Here is a 25,273-nt window from a genome sequence, read left to right as displayed (position 1 = left end):
CAAGCAGCATTCGCAGCAAGGCAGCACCCGCAGTATCTCGGAAAGACCGCAGCACGCGACGGCCGCGCGCGTGCCGCGGCACAGAACCAGGCGGCCGGACCTTGAATGGCATCACAGGAGACGACACAGATGAAACGCAGAACCTTTGTCACGCTCGCGGCGGCAGCGGCCGTGCTGGCAGGCGCCCCGTTCGCCCAGGCGGCGGACCCGGTGAAGATCGGCTTCCTCGTCAAGCAGCCCGAGGAACCGTGGTTCCAGGACGAGTGGAAGTTCGCCGAAATGGCCGCCAAGGCCAAGGGCTTCACGCTGGTGAAGATCGGCGCGCCCTCGGGCGAAAAGGTGATGAGCGCGATCGACAACCTCTCGGCGCAGCAGGCGCAGGGCTTCATCATCTGCACGCCCGACGTCAAGCTCGGGCCGGGCATCGTCGCCAAGGCCAAGTCGCACAACCTGAAGATGATGACGGTCGACGACCGCCTGGTGGACGGCAGCGGCAAGCCGATCGAGTCGGTGCCGCACATGGGCATCTCGGCCTACAACATCGGCAAGCAGGTCGGCGACGGCCTGGCCGCCGAGATCAAGAAGCGCGGCTGGAACATGGCCGAGGTCGGCGCGATCGACATCACCTACGAGCAACTGCCGACCGCGCACGACCGCACCAGCGGCGCGACCGACGCACTGGTGGCGGCCGGTTTCCCGAAGGCCAACGTGATCGCGGCGCCGCAAGCGAAGACCGATACCGAGAACGCCTTCAACGCGGCCAACATCGCGCTGACCAAGAATCCGCAGTTCAAGCACTGGGTGGCCTACGGCCTCAACGACGAGGCGGTGCTGGGCGCCGTGCGCGCCGCCGAGGGCCGCGGCTTCAAGGCCGACAACATGATCGGCATCGGCATCGGCGGTTCGGACTCGGCGCTCAGCGAGTTCAAGAAGCCGCAGCCGACCGGCTTCTACGGCACCGTGATCATCAGCCCGAAGCGCCACGGCGAGGAAACCTCGGACCTGATGTACGCGTGGATCACGCAGGGCAAGATGCCGCCGCTCTTGACGCTGACCACCGGCATGCTGGCCACGCGCGCGAACGTCGGCATGGTGCGCACCGAGATGGGCCTGGCCTCGAAGTAAGCGCGATTCGCGTAGTGGCTTGAAGTGAAAGCGGGCCGTCGCGTGCTGCGGCGGCCCGGCAACGAAGTGGAGGCGAAGTTGGCTGCGGTTCTGCGTTTCGACAATATCGGCAAGGTCTTCCCCGGCGTGCGGGCACTCGACGGCATCTCGTTCGACGTGCACGGCGGGCAGGTCCATGGCCTCATGGGCGAGAACGGCGCGGGCAAGTCCACGCTGCTGAAGATTCTCGGCGGCGAGTACCAGCCCGATTCGGGCAGCGTGCTGGTGGACGGCCAGCCGGTGCGCTTCGCGAGCGCGGCGGCCTCGATCGGCGCCGGCATCGCGGTGATCCACCAGGAGCTGCAATACGTGCCCGACCTGACGGTGGCCGAGAACCTGCTGCTCGGGCGCCTGCCGAACGCGCTCGGCTGGGTGCGCAAGGGCGATGCGCGCCGCCACGTGCGCGAGCGCCTGCAGGCGATGGGCGTCGATCTCGATCCGCAGGCCAAGCTGCGCAAGCTGTCGATCGCGCAGCGCCAGATGGTCGAGATCTGCAAGGCGCTGATGCGCAACGCGCGCGTGATCGCGCTCGACGAGCCGACCAGCTCGCTCTCGCATCGCGAGACCGAGGTGCTGTTCAAGCTGGTCGAGGACCTGCGCGCCGAGGGCCGCGCGCTGATCTACATCTCGCACCGCATGGACGAGATCTACCGGCTCTGCGACGCTTGCACGATCTTCCGCGACGGCCGCCGGATCGCCTCGCACGCGGTGCTGGCCGAGGTGCCGCGCGAGCAGCTGGTGAGCCAGATGGTCGGCCGCGAGATCAACGACATCTATCACTACCGGCCGCGGCCGCTCGGCCAGACGCGGCTCGAGGTCAAGGCGCTGGCCGGCGACGCGCTCAAGGCGCCGGCCGATTTCTCGGTGCGCGCGGGCGAGATCGTCGGTTTCTTCGGCCTGGTCGGCGCGGGGCGCAGCGAGCTGATGCGCGTGATCTACGGCGCCGATCGCAAGCGCGGCGGCGCGCTGATGCTCGACGGCAAGCCGATCGAGATCCGCCGCACCGGCGACGCGATCCGCCACGGCATCGTGCTGTGTCCGGAGGATCGCAAGGAGGAGGGCATCGTCGCGATGGCGACGGTCGCCGAGAACATCAATATCAGCTGCCGCCGCCATTCGTTGCGCGCCGGCATGTTCCTGAACGGACGCAAGGAAGCCGAGACGGCCGAGCGCTTCATCAAGCTGCTCAAGATCAAGACGCCGAGCCGCCGGCAGAAGATCCGCTTCCTGTCGGGCGGCAACCAGCAGAAGGCGATCCTGTCGCGCTGGCTGGCCGAGCCCGACCTGAAGGTGGTGATCCTCGACGAGCCGACGCGCGGCATCGACGTGGGCGCCAAGAACGAGATCTACCAGGTGATCTACGAGCTGGCCGAGCGCGGCTGCGCGATCGTGATGGTGTCCTCGGAGCTGCCCGAGGTGCTCGGCGTGTCCGATCGCATCGTGGTGATGCGCCAGGGCAGGATCGCGGGCGAGGTCACGCGCGAGGGGGCGAACGAACAGGTGGTGCTGAATCTGGCGCTGCCGCAGGGGCCGGCCGAGCAGGCCGCTTGAAGCGGCGCGCTCACGGACGAAACGAGTTAGGGAGACGGCGCGGCGATTCCGCGCCCATGCAGGGAGCGACACGATGCAAGCCAGGGAAAATCTCACGCAGGCAGCCGCCAAGACCGCGGCCGAGGCCTTGATTCCGCAGAAGAACGACAAGCAGAAGTGGTGGCAGCAGGTCACCGACTACAGCCTGATCGTGATCTTCGCGGTGATGTTCGTCACCATGTCCGTGACGGTCGATCATTTCTTCTCGATCGACAACATGCTGGGTCTCGCGTTGTCGATCTCGCAGATCGGCATGGTGGCCTGCACCATGATGTTCTGTCTCGCCTCGCGCGACTTCGATCTCTCGATCGGCTCGACGGTGGCCTTCTCGGGCGTGCTCTGCGCGATGGTGCTCAACGCCACCGACAACACCTTCATCGCCATCGTCGCGGCGATCGCCGCCGGTGCCGCGATCGGCTTCGTGAACGGCGCGGTGATCGCCTACCTGCGCATCAACGCGCTGATCACCACCCTGGCCACCATGGAGATCGTGCGCGGCCTGGGCTTCATCGTCTCGCACGGTCAGGCGGTGGGCGTGTCCTCGGATACCTTCATCGCGCTGGGGGGCTTGAGCCTGTTCGGCGTGTCGCTGCCGATCTGGGTCACCCTGCTGTGCTTCATCGTGTTCGGCGTGCTGCTGAACCAGACCATCTACGGCCGCAACACGCTGGCCATCGGCGGCAACCCTGAAGCTTCGCGGCTGGCCGGCATCAACGTCGAGCGCACGCGCGTGTGGATCTTCCTGGTGCAGGGCGCGGTCACCGCGCTGGCCGGCGTGATCCTCGCCTCGCGCATCACCTCGGGCCAGCCGAACGCGGCCGAGGGCTTCGAGCTGAACGTGATCTCGGCCTGCGTGCTGGGCGGCGTGTCCCTGCTCGGCGGGCGCGCCACCATCTCGGGCGTGGTGATCGGCGTGCTGATCATGGGCACGGTCGAGAACGTCATGAACCTGCTCAACATCGACGCGTTCTATCAGTACCTGGTGCGCGGCGCGATCCTGCTGGCGGCGGTGCTGCTCGACCAGTTGAAGAACCGCGGTTCGCGCGACTGACGCGGCGGAGGACAGGCAGATGAATCAAGCGATCACGGCCGATGCCGCGCAGGGCGCGCGCTACCCGAGCCTGACCGACCGCGCGGTGCTGATCACGGGCGGCGCCACCGGCATCGGCGCGGCCTTCGTCGAGCACTTCGCCGCGCAGGGCGCGCGGGTGGGTTTCCTCGACCTCGACGCCGAGGCCGGCGTGGCGCTGGCCGAGCGCCTGGCGCAGTCGCGCCACGCGCCGGTATTCGTGGCGGCCGACATCACCGACATCGACGCGCTGCGGCGCGCGATCGCCGAGCTGCGCGCGCGCACCGGCCCGATCGCGGTGCTGCTCAACAACGCGGCCAACGACAAGCGCCACAGCATCGAGGAAGTCACGCCCGAGTCGTTCGACGCGGCGATCGCGGTCAACCTGCGGCACCAGTTCTTCGCCGCGCAGGCCGTGATCGAGGACATGAAGTCGCTCGGCGGCGGCTCGATCATCAACCTGGGCTCGATCAGCTGGATGCTCAAGAACGGCGGTTACCCCGTCTACGCCACCTCGAAGGCCGCGATTCAGGGGCTCACGCGCACCCTGGCGCGCGACCTCGGCCCGTTCGGGATCCGCGTCAACGCGCTGGTGCCGGGCTGGGTGATGACCGACAAGCAGCGCCGGCTGTGGCTCGACGATGCGGGCCGCGCGGCGATCAAGGCCGGGCAGTGCATCGATGCCGAGCTGCTGCCCGACGACCTGGCGCGCACGGCGCTGTTTCTCGCCGCCGACGACAGTCGTATGATGACGGCCCAGGACGTCGTCGTCGACGGCGGCTGGGCCTGATCCGGCACCCGCATTGCCGCGCGCGACGCGCACAGGAGCAACGACCATGACGAGCTCGACACTGGGCAGTTCTTCCTCGCCGGCCGCCGCGCGCACGCGGCGCGCGCGCCTGGCGGCCGCCGCGCAGCCGGTCAGCCCCGGCCCGCAGACCGCGAGCATCGCGCAAGGCGTGCTGGCGGCGGCCGACGCGGCCGTCACGCTGGCCAGCCCGGAATTGCGGCTCGACGTGGTGCCGCACCTGGGCGGCGGCATCGCGCGCTTCGACTGGCGCGGCGACGGCGCCACCACGCCGATCTTCCGCGGCTGCGAGCACGTGGAGGCGGGCACCGACCCGAACGCGCTCGGCTGCTACCCGCTGCTGCCTTATTCGAACCGGATCGGCGCGGGCGCCTTCGATTGCGAGGGGCGCCGCGTGGAGGTGCCGTGCAACCGCAGCGGCGAGCCGTTGCCGATCCACGGCGACGGCTGGCTGTCGCGCTGGCAGATCGACGATCTCTCGGCCACCGAGCTGCAACTGTCGCTGGATCGCCGCCAAGGCAGCCCCTATGCCTATCGCGCCACCCAGTCCTACGCGCTGGACGGCGCCAGCCTGACGATCGCGCTGGCGATCGAGAACTGCGGGCCCGAGCGGCTGCCGTTCGGGCTCGGCGTGCATCCCTTCATCGTGCGCGACGAGCGCACCGAGCTGGCGGCAGCCGCCAACGGGCTGTGGCTGTCCGGCCCCGACTGGCTGCCGCGCCGCCATGTGAACGTGCCGCCGGCCTGGCAGTTCGGCATCGCCTATCCGCTGCCCTCGACCCTGGTCAACCATGCCTTCACGGGCTGGGGCGGGCGCGCCACGGTGGCCTGGCCCACGCGCGGCCTGAGCATGGCGATCGAGTCGGATGCCGACTGCTACGTGCTCTACACGCCGCCGGGCGAGCGCTTCTTCTGCTTCGAGCCGGTCGATCACCCGATCAACGCGGTGAACCTGCCGGGCGGCGCCGACGCGCACGGCATGACGCTGCTCGGGCCCGGCGAGCGCCTGACGCGGCGCTTCCGCTTCACGGTGGAGCGCGCCGATCCGCGCGCGGGCGCGCCCAAGGCGGCTGAGCAGGGCGCCGAAAAAACGGCTGGAAAAGCGGCCGAAACCCGCTGAAACGGCGGCACGCGCCAGAGGCAAGCGGGCGCTGCGGGTAAAATACGCGCCATTCCTCAAACGACCCGCCGCGAAACATGTCCGCTCCGCTGACCTTCATCGATACGCTGCGCGCCGCCTGGCAGCGCACGAATTCCCTGCTCTGCGTCGGTCTCGATCCCGAACCGACGCGCTTTCCCCCCCAGTTCGCGAACCGCCCCGAGGCGATCTTCGATTTCTGCCGCGAGATCGTCGACGCGACCGCGCCCTACGCGAGCGCCTTCAAGCCGCAGATCGCCTACTTCGCCGCGCATCGCGCCGAGGACCAGCTCGAACGGCTGATCGCCCACATCCATCTGCAGCACCCGGGCCTGCCCGTGATCCTCGACGCCAAGCGCGGCGACATCGGCAGCACCGCCGAGCAATACGCGCGCGAGGCCTTCGAGCGCTACCGGGCCGATGCGGTGACGGTCAATCCCTACATGGGCTACGACTCGATCGAGCCCTACCTGGCCTACGAGGACAGGGGCGTGGTGGTGCTGTGCCGGACCTCGAACCCGGGCGGCTCGGACCTGCAGTTCCTCGAGACCGGCGGCCGCCCGCTCTACCAGGTGGTGGCCGAGCTGGCCGCCACGCGCTGGAACGCGAAGACCGGCCAGCTCTCGCTGGTGGTCGGCGCGACCTTCCCGAAGGAGATCGAGATCGTGCGCGGCATCGTCGGCGAGATGCCGCTGCTGATTCCCGGCATCGGCGCGCAGGGCGGTGACGTGCAGGCGACGGTGGCCGCCGGCCGCACAGCCGACGGCGGCGGCATGATGATCAACTCCTCGCGCGCGATCCTCTATGCGAGCAAGGACGAGGACTTCGCCGAGGCCGCCGCGCGCGTCGCGCAGACCACGCGCGACACCATCAACGCGCATCGTTGAGCGATGCGCCGGCCGGCAGACGCGCCAACCACGCAGACAGCAAAAAGCGCCCCGTGGGGCGCTTTTTTCATGGGCTCGACCGGGCCGCCAGGCGGCTTCAACGCTCGCGCTCGTCGAGCAGCTTGAGCAGGCCGCGCAGCGCATGCGTGGCGGCCTGCACGCGGATCTGTTCGCGATCGCCGCGGAACACCAGGGTCTCGACCTCGGTATGCAGGCGGTTGCTCCAGCCGAACGAGACGGTGCCGACCGGCTTGAGCTCCGAGCCGCCGCCCGGGCCGGCGATGCCGGTCACCGACAGCGCGACCTGGGCGCGGCTGTTGCGCAGCGCGCCTTCGGCCATCGCGCGCGCGACCGGCTCGCTGACCGCGCCGTGCCGCTCGATCAGCTCGGGCGGCACGCCGATCATCTCGCTCTTGGCCTGGTTCGAGTAGGTCACGAAGCCGCGCTCGAACCAGCCGCTGCTGCCGGAGATGTCGGTGATCGCGGTCGCGATCATGCCGCCGGTGCAGGACTCGGCGGTGGCGAGCATCAGGTGTTCGTCGCGCAGCTTGTTGCCGGCGCGGATCGCGAGCTGGTGGACGACGGAATCGGTCGGCATGCGTAGTGGTATCCGGGAAAATCAGCCAGGGGTGGAAAACACCGCGTGCCAGGTCGCGATCGCGAGCAGGGTGAGGAACGCGGCGACCAGGTCGTCGATCATGATGCCAAAGCCAGCTTTCAAACGGTGATCGACGCGAGGGTCGAAGCGGCGGTCGAAACGACGCATCGGCGGCGGCCTGAGCCGCAGTACCAGGCGCAGCAGCACGAAGGCGGTGAGTTGCTGGCCGAAGCTGGCCGGCGTGACCAGCAGCATCACGATCCAGGTGGCGAGGATCTGGTCCCAGACGATCGCGCGCGGCTGCCCGCCACCGAGCGCGCGGGCCGTGTAGTGCGTGGCGACCAGGCCGAGCGCGAAGCCGGCGGCGATCAGCACGAGCCAGCGGGCCGGGCTCAGGTGCGGCGCCAGCGCGACGAAGCTGAGCCAGCCGAACAGCGAACCGACCAGGCCGGGCGCGAAAGGCGCGAGGCCGGTGCCGAAACCGAGCGAGACCAGGTGCAGCGGATGCGAGCGCATGAAGGGCGCGCTGGCGCGTCGCGGGGCCGGCCGCGCGTCGTCGTGGATTTCGCGAATCTCGTGGATGTCGTGGACGTCCCGCGCCTCGTGGATCTCGTGCAGGGCGGGGCCGTCGTCAAGGTCTGGGGCGCGATCCGGCCGGCGAGCGCGATCGCGAGTCTCGCGCGAATCCGGCGCCGCGTTCGATTCATCGGCCCCGAGCCCGGGCGGCGGCTCGGATGCTGCCGGGATCAGCGGCAGGGCGGCGGGGCGGCCGTCGTCCCCGGTCGGCGGCACCGGCCGCGCGTGAGGGTCATTGCTCGTCATGGAAGTGGTCGAAGCCATGCAGGGTCAGCGACAGCGGCGCGCCCTGGCCGTCGCGCCAGTGGATCCCGGGCGCCTCGCCCGTGGCCAGCGCGCGGATCGTGCCGATCCGCGTGACCGGCACGCCGGCCGTCTCGGCAGCGGCCAGCACGGCCGAGTGCGCCCCGGCCGGCGCGGTGAAGCAGAGTTCGTAGTCGTCGCCGCCGGCCAGCGTGCAGGTGCGCTGCAACTCGGGCGCGAGCGTGGCCAGTGCCGCCGAGCGCGGGACCGCGTCGACGTCGATCTCGGCCGCCACCCGCGAACGCTCGAGGATGTGGCGCAGGTCGCCGGCCAGCCCGTCGGAGAGATCCAGCGCGGCATGCGCCACGCCGGCCAGCGCCAGGCCGAGCGCGACGCGCGGCTCGGGCCATTCGAGTGCGCGGCGAAATGCCGCAGCCTCGGCCTCGCCGGCCGTCCATTCGCCGCGCGCCACCCCGAGCCCGGCGCGCGCGTCGCCGAGCGTGCCCGAAACCCAGACCTCGTCGCCCGCGCGCGCCGCGTCGCGGCGCAGCGCGCGATCGGGGCCGACGTCGCCGAACACGGTCACGCAGAGATTGAGCGGCCCGCTGGTCGTATCGCCGCCGACCAGCTCGCAACCGTGGCGATCGGCGATCGTAAACAAACCGTCGGCGAACGCGTCGAGCCAGTCGGCATCGGCGCGCGGCAGCGCGAAGGCGAGCGTGAAGGCGCGCGGCTGGGCGCCCATCGCGGCGAGGTCCGAGAGATTGACGGCCAGCGTCTTGTGGCCGAGCGCACGCGGCGGCACATCGGGGAAGAAATGGCGGCCTTCCACCAGCATGTCCGTCGAAATCGCCAGCATCGTGCCGGGCTTGGGGGCCAGCAGGGCGCAATCGTCGCCGATGCCGAGCACGGCGCGCGCGCCGGAGCGCTGCGCGCGGCGCGCGAAATAGCGGTCGATCAGGGAGAATTCCGACAACGGGGAGGCGGCCACGGCGAACGGTTCCGGCGAGCAGATGAAGGGCGGATATTGTAAGGCGGCGGCTCGGCCTTACGCGCATTCCGGTTGCGGCAGTTGTCACCGGAATCGAAAAATCCGGCGGGGGATTGGCGCTACAATGTGGGCCGAACAGGTATTCTAATCCCGCCTCTCTCGACTCATGTCCACCAAGTCCTCCCCCAAAGCCGACCTGCGCGCCGCCGCCCTCGATTACCACGAATTCCCGACGCCGGGCAAAATCGCCGTCCAGCCGACCAAGCAGATGATCAACCAGCGCGATCTGGCGCTGGCCTATTCGCCGGGCGTGGCCTTCGCCTGCGAGGAGATCGTCGAGAACCCGCTGAACGCCGCGCGCTTCACCTCGCGCAGCAACCTGGTGGGCGTGGTCACCAACGGCACTGCCGTGCTCGGCCTGGGCAACATCGGCCCGCTCGCCTCGAAGCCGGTGATGGAAGGCAAGGCCGCGCTGTTCAAGAAGTTCGCCGGCATCGACGTGTTCGACATCGAGCTGAACGAATCCGACCCGCACAAGCTGGTCGACGTGATCGCCGCGCTGGAGCCGACCTTCGGCGGCATCAACCTCGAGGACATCAAGGCGCCGGACTGCTTCATCGTCGAGCGCGAGTGCCGCAAGCGCATGAAGATCCCGGTGTTCCACGACGACCAGCACGGCACCGCGATCGTGGTGGCGGCGGCCGTCACCAACGGCCTGAAGGTGGTCGGCAAGGACATCAAGCAGGTCAAGCTGGTCGCCTCGGGCGCCGGCGCGGCCGCGCTGGCCTGCCTGGACCTGCTGGTCGACATCGGCCTGCCGCTCGAGAACATCTACGTGACCGATCTGGCGGGCGTGGTCTACAAGGGCCGCGCCGAGCTGATGGACCCGGACAAGGAGCGTTTCGCGCGCGAGACCGACGCGCGCACGCTGGCCGAGGTGATCGACGGCGCGGACATCTTCCTGGGCCTGTCGGCCGCCGGCGTGCTCAAGCAGGAGATGGTCAAGGGCATGGCCGAGCGCCCGCTGATCCTCGCGCTGGCCAACCCGACGCCGGAAATCCTGCCCGAGGTGGCCCATGAAGTGCGCCCGGACGCGATCCTCGCGACGGGCCGCACCGACTACCCGAACCAGGTCAACAACGTCCTCTGTTTCCCGTTCATCTTCCGCGGCGCGCTGGACGTCGGCGCGACCACCATCACGCGCGAGATGGAAATCGCCGCCGTGAACGCGATCGCCGAACTGGCCCAGCAGGAGCAGAGCGATATCGTGGCGACCGCCTACGGCATCGAGGACATCTCCTTCGGCCCCGAATACCTGATCCCGAAGCCCTTCGACCCGCGCCTGATCGTCAAGATCGCGCCGGCGGTGGCCAAGGCGGCGATGGAAGGCGGCGTGGCCACGCGCCCGATCGAGGACATGGACGCCTACGTCCAGCATCTGCAGCAGTTCGTCTACCACAGCGGCAACACCATGAAGCCGGTGTTCCAGGTGGCGCGCAGCGCACCCGCCGAGAAGAAGCGCGTGGTGTTCGCCGAGGGCGAGGAGGAGCGCGTGCTGCGCGCGGTGCAGATCCTGATCGACGAGAACGTCGCCAGGCCGATCCTGATCGGCCGCCCGAACGTGATCGAGAACCGCATCAAGCGCTTCGGCCTGCGCATCACGCCGGGCGTCGACTTCACGATCGTCAACACCGAGCACGACGAGCGCTACCGCGATTTCTGGCAGACCTACTACCAGCTGATGGCGCGCAAGGGCATGGGCCAGCAGCTCGCCAAGCTGGAGATGCGCCGCCGCACCACCCTGATCGGCGCGATGCTGGTCAAGAAGGGCGAGGCCGACGGCATGATCTGCGGCACCATCAGCACCACGCACCGCCACCTGCACTTCGTCGATCAGGTGATCGGCAAGCGCGAGGGCTGCAGCGTCTACGCCGCGATGAACGGGCTGGTCCTGCCGGGTCGCCAGATCTTCATCGTCGACACGCACGTCAACGTCGATCCGACCCCGGAGCAACTGGCCGAGATCACCATGATGGCGGCCGAGGAAGTGCGCCGCTTCGGCATCGAGCCGAAGGTCGCGCTGCTCTCGCACTCGAACTTCGGCACCAGCAACGCGCCGACCGCGGCAAAGATGCGCGAGACGCTGGCGATCCTGAAGGAACGCGCGCCGGGCCTGGAAGTGGACGGCGAAATGCACGGCGACGTGGCGCTCGATCCGGTGCTGCGCAAGGAAATCCTGCCGGATTCGACGCTCGAGGGCGAGGCGAACCTGCTGGTGCTGCCGAACATCGACGCGGCCAATATCGCCTACAACCTGCTGAAGACGGCAGCCGGCAACAACATCGCGATCGGGCCGATCCTGCTCGGCGCGGCGCAGCCGGTGCATGTGCTGACCGAATCGGCGACGGTGCGCCGGATCGTCAACATGGCGGCCCTGCTGGTGGCCGACGTCAACGCGACGCGCTGAGCGCACGAGGCAGGCGGCGCCCGCGTCGCGGCCTCATGATCAAAGACGCCCGGGCCTGGCCCGGGCGTCTTTCATGGTATCGGCCTTGTTCTCCTGCGTAAGCGACGGCTTCTGTATTCAATTCCCACAGGAAAAGCGGCGTGCCTCGTTGCGAGGCACGCCGTCGGGCATGGCCAGGGACCGTCCCAAGGTCAAACGACAACATCGCCGGGCCGCCGGCAACCGACGAGGAGGCAAGAACTCGTCAGTCGATGTTGCCGAGGCGCAGTTTATCCTGACAGAGATAAAAAATTCTTGATGAAGCGAAGAAAATGCGCCAAATGTGTCAAATAGCCGCAAATGGCGCTTTCAATTCCCGGACGAACATTGATTCTGCTCGTCATTAGCGCTACGCTTACGCCTTTCCTGGTCGTCAACTTGTTGATTTAACAGCGGGAACCCCGGTTCATGACACGCAAGTGGCTCCGCAACGGCGCGCTCGCGTCCGTCTTCGCGCTCATCGCACTGGGTAGCGCCGGCTTGCCGGCGGGCGGTCCGGTTTCTTCCGCCTACGCACGGGAAATCGCGCCCACGGGCGCGGCGGTCGGTACGATCGCGACCTCCGCGCTGCCGCGCGAAGCCGTGACGACGCTCGGGCTGATTGCTTCAGGCGGCCCCTATCCGTATTCGAAAGACGGCGTCGTGTTCGGCAACTTCGAGCGCATCCTGCCGAAGATGCGGCGCGGCTATTACCATGAGTACACGGTGCCGACGCCCCGCGCGCGCAATCGCGGCGCGAAACGGATCGTCTGCGGCGGGCCGCTGCGCCGGATCGACAACTGTTACTACTCCGACGACCACTACGCCAGTTTTAAACGTATTGTTGAATGATTTCGGGATGATCGGCATGAGCGACACCACCTACGCGCACGATACGTCGGCTGCGGCGGACCTGTTCGCAGCCGGCGACGGCAACCTGTTCCAACGTGTGATGCAGCTGCGCGCGGTCGCCCAGGGCGATGCCGCGCCGCAGGCGGCATCCTTGCGGCCGGACTGCCCGGAGCTTTCATCAACCGAGGAGCCTATGAGTCTTTTCGCGACCGTGCGACCCAATCTCGTGCAGTCGATCCGCGCCTTCCGCGTGCAGGATCTCGCGGACGAGGCCGCCCGGCTGGGCCAGCATTTCCTGTTCGCCTATTGCGGCACCGCGCAGTCGAAGCAGGAAGTGCTGGAAACGATCGCGACCTCGTTCCTGTTCCCCAAGCATTTCGGCAAGAACTACGACGCGCTGTACGACAGCCTGACCGACCTGGTCCACAAGGCCGGCGAGCAGCCGGGCTTCGTGATCGTGCTGGAGGCGCTGCCGATCGCGCAGAAGTTCGACAAGGAGGGCCGCGAGACCCTGCTCGACGTGTTCCGCGAGGCCGCCGAGTTCTGGGCCGAGCGCAAGATCGCGTTTCGCGTGTTCTACTCGTTCGCCTGAGCGGGCGAATCGAGTTTGCCGGACGCAGCGGCCGGGACCGAGGTTCCGGGGTCGCCCAGCCAGTGGTGAGAAAGCCCGCCGAGCGCGGGCTTTTTTGCATCCGCCGATGGCCTCGGGCATGCTCGGGCGGGTTGCCATCTCCTTTTCCTGCTTTTGCCCGGTTCCAGGGCCATCACTCCATGATTCCCATGCAGATCCCGCGCATCCTGTCCCGCGTCGTGCTGGCCTTGGCCGGCGCGATGCTGATCGCGGCCGTGCCCGCTCGCGCCGCGCCGTTGTCGCCGAGCCAGACTACCGAATTGCTGCTGGCGCTGTTCGTCAACGGAGATTTGGCGCACGGCCAGCAGTACAACGACACCATGCGCGACATCGCGGGCGGCCGCGATGCGATCGATCTCCAGGCCTATGCGCAGGCGCGGGCGGAAAACCCGCGCCATCTGGCGGAGCGGCTCACCGAATCGATGCCGCCGGCGCAGCGCGAGGCCTTGAGCGAACCCTTGCGCGCGATGTTCGCGGCGGTGGCGGACGCGATCGCGCGTTCGCGCTGCCGCGTCACGGGCGAGACGCGTGAGGCCGATTCGGGCGGCGACGGGCCGTCGAGCGCCCAGGTCGCCTATGTCTGCGAGGTGGCGAACCTCGCGCCGGTGATGGAGCGGCTGCGGGTGGTGATGCCGCGCCAGGTCGTCAGGTCGGAGCAGGCTGCCGTCGAGGCTCGCGCGGCAATGGCCACCAAGCTGGCCGGGATGATTCCCGCCGCGCCGATCGAGTTGCCGGTCAGCGGCACGCTCCAACTGAGCGGCAGTGACCTGCAAGGTTGGCGCGCGACGGATCCCGGCACGCTGCTCGAGACGGTATCGAAGCCGATCCTCGAGACGCTGGGCATGCCGACGCAGATGCGCGGAGATTGAGCGGATTTGGCGGCAGTTCGGCGCGCAAGCCACGACAAGCCCGTTGGCCGGGCCGCCTCGAGTTCCTGCCCGCCGCCTACCAGCCTCCCCAACGCGCGGCCAGCGCCGCCAGCATCGCCATTCCGGCCGTTTCGGTGCGCAGTACGCGCGCGCCCAGCACGATGGCCTGGAAGCTGCATTCGCGCGCGGCATCTTCCTCGGCCGGCGACAAGCCGCCTTCGGGGCCGATCAGCAGGCGGATCTCGCCGGTCGGCGCTTGCTCCGGCAACTCGGCGAAGGCGATGCTCGCTCGCGGCGACAACATCAATCGCACTTCACCCTCGACCGGCGGCGGCAACGCCGCCAGCCAGGCCGCGTAGTCGGACACGGCAGCCACCGCCGGCACGCGATTGCGCCCGCATTGCTCGCAGGCGGCGCGCACCACGCCCTGCCAGTGCGCCACGCGCTTGTCGGCGCGTTCGCCGGAAAGCCTCACCACGCCGCGCGAGGTCGATAGCGGCGCCACGCCGGCCACGCCCAGCTCGACCGCCTTCTCGATCAGCCAGTCCATCTTGTCTCCGCCGGCGATGCCCTGCGCGAGCGTGATCCGGTATGGCGCCTCCAGCTCGCGCGCCTCGAAGGCCAGCGTGCGGGCCACGGCCGTGCGCTTGCCGATCTCGACCAGTTCGGCGCGATACTGGCCGCCGCTGCCGTCGAACAGCGTCAGCGCATCGCCGGGCTCCAGACGCAGCACCTGGACATGGCGCGCGACCTCGGCGGGCAGCACGATGCTGGCCTGGTCGGCCAGCGGGACATCGACGAAAAATCGCGGAACCGCGGAAGTGCTGCTGCCGTTCATGCCTCGATGCGCCTCGCCAATGCCCAGCGGTAGCCGTCCAGGTCCTCGACCTGGGCGAAGCGGTCGCCCCAGAACTGGTCGCAGGGCGAGGTCAGCGACTTGCCGCCGGCCGCGAGCGCGCGCTGGTGCGCGGCATCGACGTCGTCGACATACAGGTAGAAGGATTGCGGCGCCATGCTGTCGGCGCTGCGCGGCGTGCGCGCGGTCGAGCCGAACGCGCCCTCGGGCGCGAACATCAGGATCAACTGGCCGTGGTAGCTCATCTCGACGTGCATGATCGCGCCGTCTTCGTCGATCAATTCACGCGTTTCGAACCCGAATGCGTCGCCATAGAAGCGGATCGACGCCTGGGCGTTGCGAACGGCCAGATAGGGCGTCAACCAGGGCACGTTGGCCGGACGTGGGTCGGTCATCAAACAGTCTCCTGCGGGATGGGGGACGATGGGCGCCGATCAGCGCCGTAGGCCGAGTGTATCGCGCAGCGTGCGACGCAGGGTGAACAAGGCCGGATGCAGCTCGGCATCGTAGAAGCGCAGCCCCGTGACGCCACGCTCGGCCAGCCGCTCCCCGACGTCGTGGGCGAACAGCGCGCCCGCGTCGAGCGTGTCGCTGGCCACCGCCATCAGCCATTCGCCGCCGTACAGCGGCACCGGCGCGGCCAGCGGGGCGACCACCGCGAAGCTGGCGCGCAGCTCGGCCACCAGCGCGGCGATCCGCTTCGCGTGGAAGCCCGGCGCGCCCAGGTGCATCGAGAGCGCCGCGCAGGGCGTCAGGATCCGCTTGAGCCGCGCCAGGAAATCGCGCGTGTAGAGGCCGGCGGCCGGCGAATCGGGCGGCGTCAGGTCGAACACCACCAGGTCGAAGTGGCAACTGCTGCGCGCCACGTACTGCGAGGCGTCGCCGATCACCAGCTCGACGCGCGGATCGTCGAGCGCACCCTCGTGCACCGCGCCGAGGTGGCGGCGCGCCATCTCGACCACGGCCGCGTCGAGTTCGGCGATCACCACCCGCTCGATCGAGGGATGCTTGAGCAACTGGCGCGCGGCGCCGCCGTCGCCGCCGCCGAGCACCAGCGCCCGGCGCGGCTGCGGATGGGCCAGCGCGGCCGGGTGCGTCATGCATTCGTGATAGACGTATTCGTCGCCGACGGAGGTCATCGGCCGGCCGTCGAGCGTGAACAAGCGGCCGAGCTGCGGCGTGTCCCAGACCTCGATGCGCTGGTGCGGCGAGGCGAGCGCCTCGAGCCGCCGCGCGTTCGGGAAGCCGTAGGTCGCGTCGGGGGACGGATGGAAGAAGAGCGTCGTGTTCACGGGGTGGGGCGAGGGCAGGGCCGATGCCGGGAATTATAGGAGGCGAGCGCGCGGCGAGTGGAACGCGGCGAGGCAGGAAGCGGCCCGCTGGCTCCGGCGGCGGCTTGCGGCGCCGCAAAAATCACGCCCATGAGAAGATGCGGCGACGCGGTTTCGCCGTTCAGCCCGGTCGCGAAGCCGTTTTAGCCGGGGCGCCGGCCGGGTCTCTGTTAAAATGACCGGCTTTGCAGCCTCCCGTCTGATTGCTCGTCCGCTTCGCGTCCTGATGGCGCCGCATCGCGCGCCGGGGTCGGCTGGCCCGCGAGCTTCCGGACATGCCGTGCCCCGTTTTTCTCGACTCGTTCTCCGGACTCGACATGACGACCTCGTCTCCCGCCAACACCTCCCTGATGGCCAACGCGATCCGCGCGCTCGCGATGGATGCCGTCCAGCAAGCGAACTCCGGCCACCCCGGCATGCCGATGGGCATGGCCGAAATCGGCGTCGCGCTGTGGTCGCGCCACCTGCGCCACAACCCGACCAACCCGCATTGGGCCGACCGCGACCGCTTCGTGCTGTCCAACGGCCATGGCTCGATGCTGCTGTACTCGCTGTTGCACCTGAGCGGCTACGCACTGCCGATCGAGGAGCTGAAGAACTTCCGCCAGCTGCACTCCAAGACGCCGGGCCACCCCGAATACGGCATCACGCCGGGCGTCGAGACCACCACCGGCCCGCTCGGCCAGGGTCTGGCGAACGCGGTCGGCATGGCGCTCGGCGAGGCGCTGCTGGCGGCCGAGTTCAACAAGGCCGACGCGAAGATCGTCGACCACCACACCTACGTGTTCGTCGGCGACGGCTGCCTGATGGAAGGCATCTCGCACGAGGCCTGCTCGCTGGCCGGCACGCTCAAGCTCAACAAGCTGATCGCGCTGTACGACGACAACGGCATCTCGATCGACGGCGACGTGGTCAACTGGTTCCACGACGACACCCCGAAGCGCTTCGAGGCCTATGGCTGGAACGTGATCCCGGGCGTGAACGGCCATGACGTCGACGCGGTCGACGCGGCCATCGCAAAGGCCAAGCAATCGGATCGTCCGACCCTGATCTGCTGCAAGACGGTGATCGGCAAGGGCGCGGCCACCAAGGCCGGCGGCCACGACGTGCACGGCGCGGCGCTCGGCGCCGAGGAAATCGCCAAGACGCGCGCCGCGCTGGGCTGGAACTGGGAACCCTTCGTGATCCCGCAGGAAGTCTATGCGGCATGGGATGCCAAGGCCGCGGGCGCCAAGTTCGAAGCGCACTGGCAGGGCGCGTTCGACGCCTACCGCGCCAAGTACCCGGCCGAGGCGGCCGAGTTCGAGCGCCGCGCGGCCAACAAGCTGCCGACCGACTGGGCCGAGAAGGCCGCCGCCATTGTCGCCGGCGCCAACGAGCGCGGCGAGACGGTTGCCACCCGCAAGGCCTCGCAGCAGACCATCGAGGGCCTGGCCGCGGCGCTGCCGGAACTGCTCGGCGGCTCGGCCGACCTGACCGGCTCGAACCTCACCAACTGGAAGGCCTCCAAGCCGGTGCGCGCCGGCGAGCACGGCATCCAGTGGGGCAACCACGTCAACTACGGCGTGCGCGAATTCGGCATGAGCGCGGCCATCAACGGCCTGGTCCTGCACGGCGGCTACAAGCCCTTCGGCGGCACCTTCCTGACCTTCTCCGATTACAGCCGCAACGCGCTGCGCGTGGCCGCGCTGATGAAGGCCCCGTCGATCTTCGTGTTCACCCACGATTCGATCGGCCTGGGCGAGGACGGCCCGACCCACCAGTCGATCGAGCACGTCGCCAGCCTGCGCCTGATCCCGAACCTCGACGTCTGGCGCCCGGCCGACACGGTCGAGACGGCGGTGGGCTGGACCGAGGCGATCGCCGCCCAGCGTCCGTCCTGCCTGATCTTCAGCCGCCAGAACCTGCAGTTCAACACGCGCAGCGAAGCCCAGATCGCCAATGTCGCCAAGGGCGGCTACGTGCTGCGCGACTGGCAGGAAGACGTCGTCGCGCGCAAGATCATCCTGATCGCGACCGGCTCCGAGGTCGAGCTGGCGATGAAGGCCGTCGAGCCGCTGGCGCAGCAGGGCATCGCCGCGCGCGTGGTGTCGATGCCGGCCACCACCGTGTTCGACCGCCAGGACGCCGAGTACCGCGAGCGCGTGCTGCCGGCCGGCGTGCGCCGCGTGGCGATCGAGGCGGGCGTGAGCGACTTCTGGCGCAAGTACGTCGGCCTCGAGGGCGGCGTGGTCGGGATCGACACCTTCGGCGAATCGGCGCCGGCCGGCGTGCTGTTCAAGTACTTCGGCTTCACCGTCGAGAACGTGGTCGAGACGGCGAAGAAGGTGCTCGCCTAAGTGATACCAGGCGCGCTCCTCTGCCTCCCCGGGCGCGGAGCGCGCCGCCGTGAAGCTGCACGAAACGTATTTTTTTCAGCCATCAGGAGATAGACCATGACGATTCGCGTTGCAATCAACGGTTACGGCCGCATCGGCCGCAACACGCTGCGCGCTTTCTACGAAAACGGCAAGAAGCATGACATCGAGATCGTCGCGATCAACGACCTCGGCGATGCCAAGACCAACGCGCACCTGACGCAGTACGACACGGCGCACGGCCGCTTCCCCGGCGAAGTGTCGGTCGACGGCGACTACCTGATCGTCAACGGCGACCGCATCCGCGTGCTGGCCAACCGCAACCCGGCCGAACTGCCGTGGGGCGAGCTCGGCGTCGACGTGGTGTTCGAGTGCACGGGCTTCTTCACCACCAAGGAAAAGGCCAGCGCCCACCTGAAGGGCGGCGCGAAGAAGGTGATCATCTCGGCGCCGGGCGGCAAGGACGTCGACGCGACCATCGTCTACGGCGTCAACCACGACGTGCTGAAGGCCGAGCACACCGTGATCTCGAACGCATCGTGCACCACCAACTGCCTGGCGCCGCTGGTCAAGCCGCTGCACGACAAGATCGGCCTCGAAACCGGCCTGATGACGACGATCCACGCCTACACCAACGACCAGGTGCTGACCGACGTCTATCACGAAGACCTGCGCCGCGCCCGTTCGGCCACGCACAGCCAGATCCCGACCAAGACCGGCGCGGCCGCCGCGGTCGGCCTGGTGCTGCCTGAACTGAACGGCAAGCTGGACGGCTACGCGATCCGCGTGCCGACCATCAACGTGTCGATCGTCGACCTGTCCTTCATCGCCAAGCGCGATACCACGGTCGAGGAAGTCAACGCGATCATGAAGGAAGCGTCGGAAGGCGCGCTCAAGGGCATCCTGGCCTATAACGACCAGCCGCTGGTGTCGGTCGACTTCAACCACAACCCGGCCTCGTCCTCGTTCGATTCGACGCTGACCAAGGTGTCGGGCCGCCTGGTGAAGGTGTCGAGCTGGTACGACAACGAGTGGGGCTTCTCGAACCGCATGCTGGACACGGCAGTCGCGTTCGCCAACGCAAAGTAAATCGGCTCGGGCGCGGCCGGCTGGCCGTGCCTGTTGCGATTCAGTTGCAAAAACCCGCCGTCGCGCCCCGTGCGCGGCGGCGGGTTTGTCTTTCTGGGGCGGGTGGGGGAGCCGGCTTCAACCGCTCGGCGTCGGGAAGAACACGCCGGCACGCTGCGCGGCGCTCTCGATATGGATCTCGATGGCCCGGCCGGCCGCGGCCGAGTCGCGCGCGGTGAGCGCGTCGACGATGGCGCGATGCTCGTGCCAGGTCGAGAGCATCAGCTCGCGCCGGTAGAAGGGCATGCGCTGGCTTTCCTTCATGATGTCGGCGCTGTTGCGCAGCACCGATTCGATTGCCGCGTTGCCGGCCAGCGCGAGGATCCGCATGTGGAATTCGAAGTCGAGCTGGGCGGCGGCGTCCAGCGCGTTGTCGACCAGCGCCACGTGCAGCGCGGCCAGGTTCTCCTCGAACCAGGCGAGGTCGGTGTCGCTGATCGCCAGCGCCGCCATGCGCGCCGCGAAACCCTCCAGCGCATAACGCATCTGGTAGGTATCGGGCGGCGAGGATTGCGCCGCGAAGCGCCAGGGATGGCCGGCCGCGGCCTGCGCGCGCTCCACGTAGACGCCCTTGCCGGGCCGGATCGTCAGCATGCCGAGCGCCTCCAGCGTCGACAGCGCCTCGCGCAGCGAGGCACGGCTGATCTCCAGTTCCTCGGAGAGCTGGCGCTGCGCCGGCAGCAGGCTGCCGACCGGGTAGGCGCCGGTTTCGATGCGGGCCTGGATGGTCGCCACGGCGGCGTCGGTAACGGTTTGGGGCAGGTTCTTCATGACTACATGCGGGGCCGGTCAGACCGGCATTGTAATCCGCCCATCCATGCCGCGCCGCCGGCGCCCGACCCGCTGTCGCGTATCGGGTAATCCCGGTTTTTGACACGGTTGACGCGCGTATATCGGCTTCCTACACTTCGCCATAACCTAACTGGTATGACCAGTCAGAACAGTAAGATCCACGACAAGCGCGGTGACGGGAGGTGTGATGGCGAGGTTTCTGAATTCCTTGTTCGGGCGCGTGGTGATCGCGCTGGTGATCGGCGTGGCGCTCGGCGCCGCCTTTCCGCACGCGGCGCAGTCGCTGCGCCCGCTCGGCGACGGCTTCCTGAAGCTGATCAAGATGGTGATCGGGCCGATCGTGTTCTGCGTGGTGGTGGGCGGCATTGCGAATGCCGGCGACTTGAAGAAGGTGGGGCGCGTCGGCGTGAAGGCGATCGTCTACTTCGAGCTGATGACCACGCTGGCGCTCGGCATCGGCCTGTTGCTGGCGGTCCTCACGCGGCCCGGCGCCGGCATGAACGTCGCGCTCGGCTCGCTCGACGCGGCCTCGCTGGCCGACTACGCGAAGAACGCGCAGAGCCTCAAGGACACCGCCGGCTACCTGCTCAAGATCATCCCCGACACGGCCTTCGATGCCTTCGCCAAGGGCGACATCCTGCAGATCCTGGTGTTCGCGGTGCTGTTCGGCTCGGCGCTGTCCCTGCTCGGCGAGCGTGCCAGCCGCATCAGCGGCATCATCGACGAGTTCTCGCAGGTCTGCTTTCGCGTGATGGGCTTCATCATCCGGCTCGCGCCGCTGGGCGTGCTCGGCGCGATCGCCTTCACCACCGGCAAGTACGGCGTGGCCTCGCTCAAGCAGCTCGGCCTGCTGGTGGCGGTGTTCTACGTGAGCTGCGCGCTGTTCGTCGCGGTGGTGCTCGGCACCGTCATGCGCCTGGCCGGCTTCAGCGTGTTCAAGCTGATCCGCTACCTGCGCGAGGAGCTGATGATCGTGCTCGGCACCGCCTCCTCTGACGCGGTGCTGCCGCAGGTGATGCGCAAGCTCGAATGGATGGGCGTGAAGGATTCCACCGTCGGCCTGGTGATCCCCACCGGCTACTCGTTCAATCTCGACGGCTTCTCGATCTACCTGACGCTGGCCGTGCTGTTCATCGCGCAGGCCACCAATACACCGCTGTCCGCGCACGACCTGATCATCGTGCTGCTGGTCTCGCTGGTCACCTCAAAAGGCGCGCACGGCATCCCCGGCTCGGCGATCGTGATCCTGGCCGCGACGCTCTCGGCGATCCCGGCGATTCCGGTGCTCGGCCTGGTGCTGATCCTGCCCGTCGACTGGTTCGTCGGCATCGCGCGCGCGCTCACCAACCTGGTCGGCAATTGCGTGGCCACCGTGGTGGTGGCGGTCTGGGAGCACGACATCGACGTCGCCCGCGCGCGCCGCGTGCTGAACCGCGAGCTGCGCTACGTGCCGGTCGAGGAGGAGCATGGCGAGGCCGGTGCCGCGCCCGGCAAGCTCGCCGGCGGCGAGCACGCGCACGTGCTCTGAGGGTGCCGCGTCACCACCGCGTCCCTTTCGCGCCTGTTCCTCGCTTCCCCGCTTTCCCTGCTTTCCCGATTCGCAGTCCGGCACCGCGCCGGGCCTCTCACCCGACTGGAGACATCATGGCTGCACCGATCCTCGATCCCGACGCGCCCGCCTTCACGCGCCGCTACATGAATCTCGCCGACCCGCGCCTGGGCGCCAAGGCGCTGGCCTCCAGCGACGACTTCTTCGCGCCGATGGAGCGCATGCTCAACCCCGAGCCGGCCGTCTTCATCCCCGGCAAGTACGACGATCACGGCAAGTGGATGGATGGTTGGGAAACGCGCCGCAAGCGCGTGGCCGGCCACGACTGGTGCATCGTCAGGCTGGCGCGCCCCGGCGTGGTCCACGGCGTCGATCTCGATACCAGCCATTTCACCGGCAACTTCCCGCCGGCCGCCTCGATCGAAGCCTGCGCGTTCGACGGCGAGCTGCCGCCGGAGCAGGCCGACTGGCAGCCGCTGGTGCCGGCCACCACGCTGCAGGGCAATCGCCATCACTACGTCGCCGTCGACGCGCCGCGCGTGGTCACCCACCTGCGCGTCAATCTCTATCCGGACGGCGGGCTGGCGCGGCTGCGCGTGTACGGCCAGCCGCAGCGCGACTGGAGCCGCGCCGCCACGGGCGAGCTGGTCGACCTGGCCGCGATCGAGAACGGCGCCTACCTGGTCGCCGCCAACAACCAGCACTTCGGTCCCGCCTCGCAGATGCTGATGCCTGGGCGCGGCGTGAACATGGGCGACGGCTGGGAGACGCGGCGGCGCCGCGAACCCGGCAACGACTGGGCGATCGTGGCGCTGGCACGCCCGGGGATCATCCGCCGCGTCGAGGTCGACACCGCGCACTTCAAGGGCAACTATCCCGATCGCTGCTCGCTGCAGGCCGCCTCGGTGGCCGGCGGCACCGACGATTCGCTGGTCACGCAGGCGATGTTCTGGCCGGAGCTGCTCGGCGAGCAAAAGCTGTCGATGGACAGCCTGCACGTGTTCGACAGCGGCCTGGCCGCGCTGGGCCCGGTCACCCACGTGCGCTTCAACATCTTCCCCGACGGCGGTGTCTCGCGCCTGCGTCTGTGGGCCGAGCCGGCGTGAGCGGGAGGCGATCATGAACCAGCCGCCCCTGCTGCAAGCGCTGCCGCTGGAGCCGCTCACGCGTGCGGCCTTCGCGCCGTTCGGCGACGTGATCGAGCTGGAGGGCGCGCGTCATTTTCCGATCAACGGCGGCACCACCGAGCGCTTCCACGACCTCGCCAGCGTCGATGTCGGCGAGGCGGGCGGCCGCCCGCTCGTCAACCTGTTCCGCGGCCAGCCGCGCCGCTGGCCGATCGAGATCGCGATGATGGAGCGGCACCCGCTGGGCAGCCAGGCCTTCGTGCCGCTGGCCGAGGTCGGGCGCTACGCGGTGGTGGTCGCGCCGGCCGGCGAATTCGATCCGGCACGGCTGCGCGCCTTTCTCGCCGAGGGCTGGCAGGGCGTCAATTATGCCCGGGGCGTCTGGCATCACCCGCTGCTCGCGCTCGATCGCGTCAGCGATTTCGTGGTGATCGACCGCGGCGGCAACGGCGAGCCGAATTGCGACGAGATCGTGCTCGATACGCGGCGCCTGCTGCTGTCGCCGGAGCCGGGCGCGCGGCAGGGCGCGGCGTGAATTCGGCGCCCGTTTAAGAACTGGCGCGCGCCATTCGTCAGGAAACCGAAAGACGAGCCGGCCGATGCCCGAAAACGATCCGGCCCGGCAAGGCTTGCGCCTTGTCGGGCCGGATTGCCTGGCGGGCCGGCGCGATGCCGGCCGATCAGTGCTTGCGGTGCGGGCAGTTCTCGGTGGTGCAGGAACCGTACATCGCCAGCGAGTGCTCCTGCAGCTTGAAGCCGCGCGTCTTGGCGATCGCCTGCTGGCGGTTCTCGATCTCGGCGTCGAAGAATTCCTCGACGCGGCCGCAGTCGAGACAGACCAGGTGGTCGTGATGCGAACCCTCGTTCAGCTCGAACACCGCCTTGCCCGATTCGAAATTGCTGCGCGTGAGCAGGCCGGCCTGCTCGAACTGCGTCAGCACGCGGTATACCGTGGCCAGGCCGATGTCGAGTTGTTCGTGCAGCAGGTTGCGATAGACGTCCTCGGCGGTCAGGTGCCGGACTTCGCTCTGCTGAAAGATTTCCAGAATCTTGAGGCGCGGTAGGGTGGCCTTGAGCCCGATATTCTTCAGCTCGGTCGGATTGGTCATGGCTAGGCGTCCCTAGAGTACAATGCAGGGTTCCAATAGTACCGGCTTTTCGCCCTGTCAGTCATCTGTGACCCGAGTCGCGCGGCCCGCCCGGCAGATCGGCGCAGTGACGGACAAGTTTCCCGTATCCCGTTCGCAACATTCAGAGGACCCGCATGCGGAGTGCCATCACTGCTGCCGTCGTTGTCGCCGTCGTCACGCTGGCAGGCTGTTCGTCTTATGACAGCGTCACGCAACGAATCGCGCAGAGCATCACGCCTTACCGCATCACGGTCGTCCAGGGCAATTTCGTCTCACAGGAAAAGGCCTCGCAACTGCAGGCCGGCATGACCCGCGAACAGGTCCGCGCGCTGCTCGGCACGCCGCTGCTGGCCGACATGTTCCACGCGGACCGCTGGGATTACCTGTTCTACTTCAAGCGCGGCTCGACCTCGGTGGTCCAGCAGCGTGACCTGGTCGTCCACTTCCAGAACGACCGCCTGGCGAGCTGGAGCGGCGCCGAGAACCTCCCGTCCGAACTCGACCTGCTGGCCGACATCGACGGCGACCGTCGCGGCAAGAAGAAGGCGAAGGCCGCCGCAGCGGCGCCGGCATCGGCCGCTTCGGCCAGCGCGGCGGCTTCTGCCGGTGCCGCGGCCCCGGCCGGCACGCCGGTGCCGCCGGACCTGGCACCCGCCGCCGCTGCCCCGGCCAACCCGGCGCCGCCGGCTTCGGCCAGCCAGGTCGGCCAATCCGACGCGAATACCGAGGCCGCGCGCGCGGCCAACCGCGCCACCGCCCAGGTATCGGGCCAGGGCTCGCAGGCCAGCCGCTTCCGGCCGTCCTCGCAGACCGCGCCGTCCGCGCCGACGCCGGGCGGCCTGCCGCCGGGAGCGAGCCCGGCGATCCAGCCGCAGTTCCAGTTCCATCGTCCGCCGCAGCCCACCGCGCCGAGCGACGGCAGCCAGCCGGTCGGCCCGCAGGGCTCCGACCAGTTGCCGAACCAGCCGCTGACGGCGCCGCCGGCCGATATCTCGGCGCCGCCGAACTCGAACTGAGCGGGCAGACTACCCAGACGGGCGGCTTCGGCCGCCCGGTTCGTTTCCGCCCTCGCCGGCGCTGGATCCGGCGGTCGCGCGAAGCC

Annotated in this window: 24 protein-coding genes; 16 read left to right on the top strand and 8 right to left on the bottom strand. The window is 68.7% G+C overall.

Annotated features, from left to right (window positions below; all coding sequences use genetic code 11):
• The first annotated feature begins 129 nt into the window (after positions 1-129).
• The 6 genes from FB600_RS21345 to pyrF all read left to right on the top strand — a co-directional run bounded on the left by FB600_RS21345 (position 130) and on the right by pyrF (position 6,656).
• Positions 130-1,125 carry an arabinose ABC transporter substrate-binding protein gene (locus FB600_RS21345; protein ID WP_013696606.1) on the top strand — a complete coding sequence of 332 codons (996 nt, stop codon included), beginning with the start codon at positions 130-132 and terminating at the stop codon, positions 1,123-1,125.
• Between the two features lie 78 nt (positions 1,126-1,203).
• Positions 1,204-2,715 (top strand): L-arabinose ABC transporter ATP-binding protein AraG, encoded by a 1,512-nt coding sequence (araG, locus tag FB600_RS21340; RefSeq protein ID WP_098181978.1) that lies wholly within the window; start codon positions 1,204-1,206, stop codon positions 2,713-2,715.
• Between the two features lie 73 nt (positions 2,716-2,788).
• Positions 2,789-3,805 carry an L-arabinose ABC transporter permease AraH gene (gene araH, locus FB600_RS21335; protein WP_013696608.1) on the top strand — a complete coding sequence of 339 codons (1,017 nt, stop codon included), beginning with the start codon at positions 2,789-2,791 and terminating at the stop codon, positions 3,803-3,805.
• A gap of 19 nt (positions 3,806-3,824) precedes the next feature.
• Positions 3,825-4,613 (top strand): SDR family NAD(P)-dependent oxidoreductase, encoded by a 789-nt coding sequence (locus tag FB600_RS21330; RefSeq protein WP_046576972.1) that lies wholly within the window; start codon positions 3,825-3,827, stop codon positions 4,611-4,613.
• Between the two features lie 46 nt (positions 4,614-4,659).
• Positions 4,660-5,751 carry an aldose 1-epimerase gene (locus tag FB600_RS21325; protein WP_096749758.1) on the top strand — a complete coding sequence of 364 codons (1,092 nt, stop codon included), beginning with the start codon at positions 4,660-4,662 and terminating at the stop codon, positions 5,749-5,751.
• A 77-nt stretch (positions 5,752-5,828) separates the two neighbouring features.
• On the top strand, positions 5,829-6,656 hold the full coding sequence (gene pyrF, locus FB600_RS21320; protein WP_098154562.1) for an orotidine-5'-phosphate decarboxylase: 828 nt from the start codon (positions 5,829-5,831) through the stop codon (positions 6,654-6,656).
• A 97-nt stretch (positions 6,657-6,753) separates the two neighbouring features.
• Here the strand turns inward: pyrF and FB600_RS21315 are convergent, their stop codons facing one another.
• The 3 genes from FB600_RS21315 to thiL all read right to left on the bottom strand — a co-directional run bounded on the left by FB600_RS21315 (position 6,754) and on the right by thiL (position 9,064).
• A complete protein-coding gene (locus FB600_RS21315) occupies positions 6,754-7,254 on the bottom strand; it encodes a CinA family protein (RefSeq protein ID WP_013696612.1) in 501 nt (166 codons plus the stop codon).
• 21 nt (positions 7,255-7,275) lie between these two features.
• Entirely contained in the window at positions 7,276-7,836 is a 561-nt protein-coding gene (locus FB600_RS21310; protein WP_227743064.1) for a phosphatidylglycerophosphatase A, read from the bottom strand.
• 226 nt (positions 7,837-8,062) lie between these two features.
• A complete protein-coding gene (gene thiL, locus FB600_RS21305) occupies positions 8,063-9,064 on the bottom strand; it encodes a thiamine-phosphate kinase (protein WP_105819812.1) in 1,002 nt (333 codons plus the stop codon).
• Between the two features lie 166 nt (positions 9,065-9,230).
• On the opposite strand from thiL, the gene FB600_RS21300 reads away from it, so the two are divergent.
• The 4 genes from FB600_RS21300 to FB600_RS21285 all read left to right on the top strand — a co-directional run bounded on the left by FB600_RS21300 (position 9,231) and on the right by FB600_RS21285 (position 13,901).
• On the top strand, positions 9,231-11,531 hold the full coding sequence (locus FB600_RS21300) for an NADP-dependent malic enzyme (protein WP_096749755.1): 2,301 nt from the start codon (positions 9,231-9,233) through the stop codon (positions 11,529-11,531).
• 447 nt (positions 11,532-11,978) lie between these two features.
• Positions 11,979-12,401 (top strand): ribonuclease, encoded by a 423-nt coding sequence (locus FB600_RS21295; RefSeq protein WP_036038859.1) that lies wholly within the window; start codon positions 11,979-11,981, stop codon positions 12,399-12,401.
• 16 nt (positions 12,402-12,417) lie between these two features.
• Positions 12,418-12,993: a barstar family protein gene (locus FB600_RS21290; protein ID WP_096750664.1), complete on the top strand. Its 576-nt coding sequence runs from the start codon at positions 12,418-12,420 to the stop codon at positions 12,991-12,993.
• 179 nt (positions 12,994-13,172) lie between these two features.
• Entirely contained in the window at positions 13,173-13,901 is a 729-nt protein-coding gene (locus FB600_RS21285) for a hypothetical protein (RefSeq protein WP_127837636.1), read from the top strand.
• A 76-nt stretch (positions 13,902-13,977) separates the two neighbouring features.
• On the opposite strand, the gene FB600_RS21280 is transcribed toward FB600_RS21285, so the two are convergent.
• From FB600_RS21280 to speE, 3 genes are read right to left on the bottom strand one after another with little or no spacing between them, the layout of a single operon-like run.
• The gene (locus FB600_RS21280; protein ID WP_096749752.1) at positions 13,978-14,739 is read right to left on the bottom strand and encodes a 16S rRNA (uracil(1498)-N(3))-methyltransferase; all 762 of its coding nucleotides are present in this window, start codon (positions 14,737-14,739) and stop codon (positions 13,978-13,980) included.
• Positions 14,736-15,152, bottom strand: coding sequence for a VOC family protein (locus tag FB600_RS21275; protein ID WP_013696620.1), 417 nt, complete (start codon positions 15,150-15,152; stop codon positions 14,736-14,738). The genes FB600_RS21280 and FB600_RS21275 overlap by 4 nt, the downstream gene beginning before the upstream one ends.
• Before the next feature lie 39 nt (positions 15,153-15,191).
• Positions 15,192-16,049 carry a polyamine aminopropyltransferase gene (gene speE / locus FB600_RS21270; RefSeq protein WP_096749751.1) on the bottom strand — a complete coding sequence of 286 codons (858 nt, stop codon included), beginning with the start codon at positions 16,047-16,049 and terminating at the stop codon, positions 15,192-15,194.
• 356 nt (positions 16,050-16,405) lie between these two features.
• Here speE and tkt point away from each other — a divergent pair, with 356 nt between their 5' ends.
• The gene (tkt, locus tag FB600_RS21265; protein ID WP_145757325.1) at positions 16,406-18,427 is read left to right on the top strand and encodes a transketolase; all 2,022 of its coding nucleotides are present in this window, start codon (positions 16,406-16,408) and stop codon (positions 18,425-18,427) included.
• A 96-nt stretch (positions 18,428-18,523) separates the two neighbouring features.
• The gene (gene gap, locus FB600_RS21260) at positions 18,524-19,534 is read left to right on the top strand and encodes a type I glyceraldehyde-3-phosphate dehydrogenase (protein ID WP_013696623.1); all 1,011 of its coding nucleotides are present in this window, start codon (positions 18,524-18,526) and stop codon (positions 19,532-19,534) included.
• A 117-nt stretch (positions 19,535-19,651) separates the two neighbouring features.
• On the opposite strand, the gene FB600_RS21255 is transcribed toward gap, so the two are convergent.
• Complete coding sequence (locus tag FB600_RS21255; RefSeq protein ID WP_096749749.1) at positions 19,652-20,344, bottom strand: FadR/GntR family transcriptional regulator; 693 nt, start codon at positions 20,342-20,344, stop codon at positions 19,652-19,654.
• A gap of 208 nt (positions 20,345-20,552) precedes the next feature.
• On the opposite strand from FB600_RS21255, the gene FB600_RS21250 reads away from it, so the two are divergent.
• The 3 genes from FB600_RS21250 to FB600_RS21240 all read left to right on the top strand — a co-directional run bounded on the left by FB600_RS21250 (position 20,553) and on the right by FB600_RS21240 (position 23,576).
• A complete protein-coding gene (locus tag FB600_RS21250; RefSeq protein ID WP_013696625.1) occupies positions 20,553-21,893 on the top strand; it encodes a C4-dicarboxylate transporter DctA in 1,341 nt (446 codons plus the stop codon).
• Positions 21,894-22,009: 116 nt separating this feature from the next.
• The gene (gene alc / locus FB600_RS21245; RefSeq protein ID WP_103692260.1) at positions 22,010-23,020 is read left to right on the top strand and encodes an allantoicase; all 1,011 of its coding nucleotides are present in this window, start codon (positions 22,010-22,012) and stop codon (positions 23,018-23,020) included.
• Between the two features lie 13 nt (positions 23,021-23,033).
• Positions 23,034-23,576 carry an ureidoglycolate lyase gene (locus FB600_RS21240; RefSeq protein WP_013696627.1) on the top strand — a complete coding sequence of 181 codons (543 nt, stop codon included), beginning with the start codon at positions 23,034-23,036 and terminating at the stop codon, positions 23,574-23,576.
• A gap of 145 nt (positions 23,577-23,721) precedes the next feature.
• Here FB600_RS21240 and fur read toward each other — a convergent pair whose 3' ends face one another.
• Positions 23,722-24,150 carry a ferric iron uptake transcriptional regulator gene (gene fur / locus FB600_RS21235; protein ID WP_013696628.1) on the bottom strand — a complete coding sequence of 143 codons (429 nt, stop codon included), beginning with the start codon at positions 24,148-24,150 and terminating at the stop codon, positions 23,722-23,724.
• Between the two features lie 155 nt (positions 24,151-24,305).
• Here fur and bamE point away from each other — a divergent pair, with 155 nt between their 5' ends.
• Positions 24,306-25,187: an outer membrane protein assembly factor BamE gene (bamE, locus tag FB600_RS21230; RefSeq protein ID WP_098181320.1), complete on the top strand. Its 882-nt coding sequence runs from the start codon at positions 24,306-24,308 to the stop codon at positions 25,185-25,187.
• Positions 25,188-25,273 lie beyond the last annotated feature (86 nt).

This window comes from Burkholderia sp. SJZ089 (assembly GCF_007828315.1).
In the GTDB taxonomy this organism is placed as follows: Bacteria; Pseudomonadota; Gammaproteobacteria; order Burkholderiales; family Burkholderiaceae; genus Burkholderia; species Burkholderia gladioli.
Note: the sequence above shows the minus strand (reverse complement) of the source record. Positions and strands in the feature narration are given on the sequence as shown.

Excerpts from the sequence above, each read along its gene's own strand:
- FB600_RS21345 (WP_013696606.1), top strand. The coding sequence starts at position 130 with ATGAAACGCAGAACCTTTGTCACGCTCGCGGCGGCAGCGGCCGTGCTG.
- araH (WP_013696608.1), top strand. The coding sequence starts at position 2,789 with ATGCAAGCCAGGGAAAATCTCACGCAGGCAGCCGCCAAGACCGCGGCC.
- FB600_RS21330 (WP_046576972.1), top strand. The coding sequence starts at position 3,825 with ATGAATCAAGCGATCACGGCCGATGCCGCGCAGGGCGCGCGCTACCCG.
- FB600_RS21325 (WP_096749758.1), top strand. The coding sequence starts at position 4,660 with ATGACGAGCTCGACACTGGGCAGTTCTTCCTCGCCGGCCGCCGCGCGC.
- pyrF (WP_098154562.1), top strand. The coding sequence starts at position 5,829 with ATGTCCGCTCCGCTGACCTTCATCGATACGCTGCGCGCCGCCTGGCAG.
- FB600_RS21315 (WP_013696612.1), bottom strand. The coding sequence starts at position 7,254 with ATGCCGACCGATTCCGTCGTCCACCAGCTCGCGATCCGCGCCGGCAAC.
- FB600_RS21300 (WP_096749755.1), top strand. The coding sequence starts at position 9,231 with ATGTCCACCAAGTCCTCCCCCAAAGCCGACCTGCGCGCCGCCGCCCTC.
- FB600_RS21295 (WP_036038859.1), top strand. The coding sequence starts at position 11,979 with ATGACACGCAAGTGGCTCCGCAACGGCGCGCTCGCGTCCGTCTTCGCG.
- FB600_RS21290 (WP_096750664.1), top strand. The coding sequence starts at position 12,418 with ATGAGCGACACCACCTACGCGCACGATACGTCGGCTGCGGCGGACCTG.
- FB600_RS21285 (WP_127837636.1), top strand. The coding sequence starts at position 13,173 with ATGATTCCCATGCAGATCCCGCGCATCCTGTCCCGCGTCGTGCTGGCC.
- FB600_RS21280 (WP_096749752.1), bottom strand. The coding sequence starts at position 14,739 with ATGAACGGCAGCAGCACTTCCGCGGTTCCGCGATTTTTCGTCGATGTC.
- FB600_RS21275 (WP_013696620.1), bottom strand. The coding sequence starts at position 15,152 with ATGACCGACCCACGTCCGGCCAACGTGCCCTGGTTGACGCCCTATCTG.
- tkt (WP_145757325.1), top strand. The coding sequence starts at position 16,406 with ATGACGACCTCGTCTCCCGCCAACACCTCCCTGATGGCCAACGCGATC.
- gap (WP_013696623.1), top strand. The coding sequence starts at position 18,524 with ATGACGATTCGCGTTGCAATCAACGGTTACGGCCGCATCGGCCGCAAC.
- FB600_RS21255 (WP_096749749.1), bottom strand. The coding sequence starts at position 20,344 with ATGAAGAACCTGCCCCAAACCGTTACCGACGCCGCCGTGGCGACCATC.
- FB600_RS21250 (WP_013696625.1), top strand. The coding sequence starts at position 20,553 with ATGGCGAGGTTTCTGAATTCCTTGTTCGGGCGCGTGGTGATCGCGCTG.
- alc (WP_103692260.1), top strand. The coding sequence starts at position 22,010 with ATGGCTGCACCGATCCTCGATCCCGACGCGCCCGCCTTCACGCGCCGC.
- FB600_RS21240 (WP_013696627.1), top strand. The coding sequence starts at position 23,034 with ATGAACCAGCCGCCCCTGCTGCAAGCGCTGCCGCTGGAGCCGCTCACG.
- fur (WP_013696628.1), bottom strand. The coding sequence starts at position 24,150 with ATGACCAATCCGACCGAGCTGAAGAATATCGGGCTCAAGGCCACCCTA.
- bamE (WP_098181320.1), top strand. The coding sequence starts at position 24,306 with ATGCGGAGTGCCATCACTGCTGCCGTCGTTGTCGCCGTCGTCACGCTG.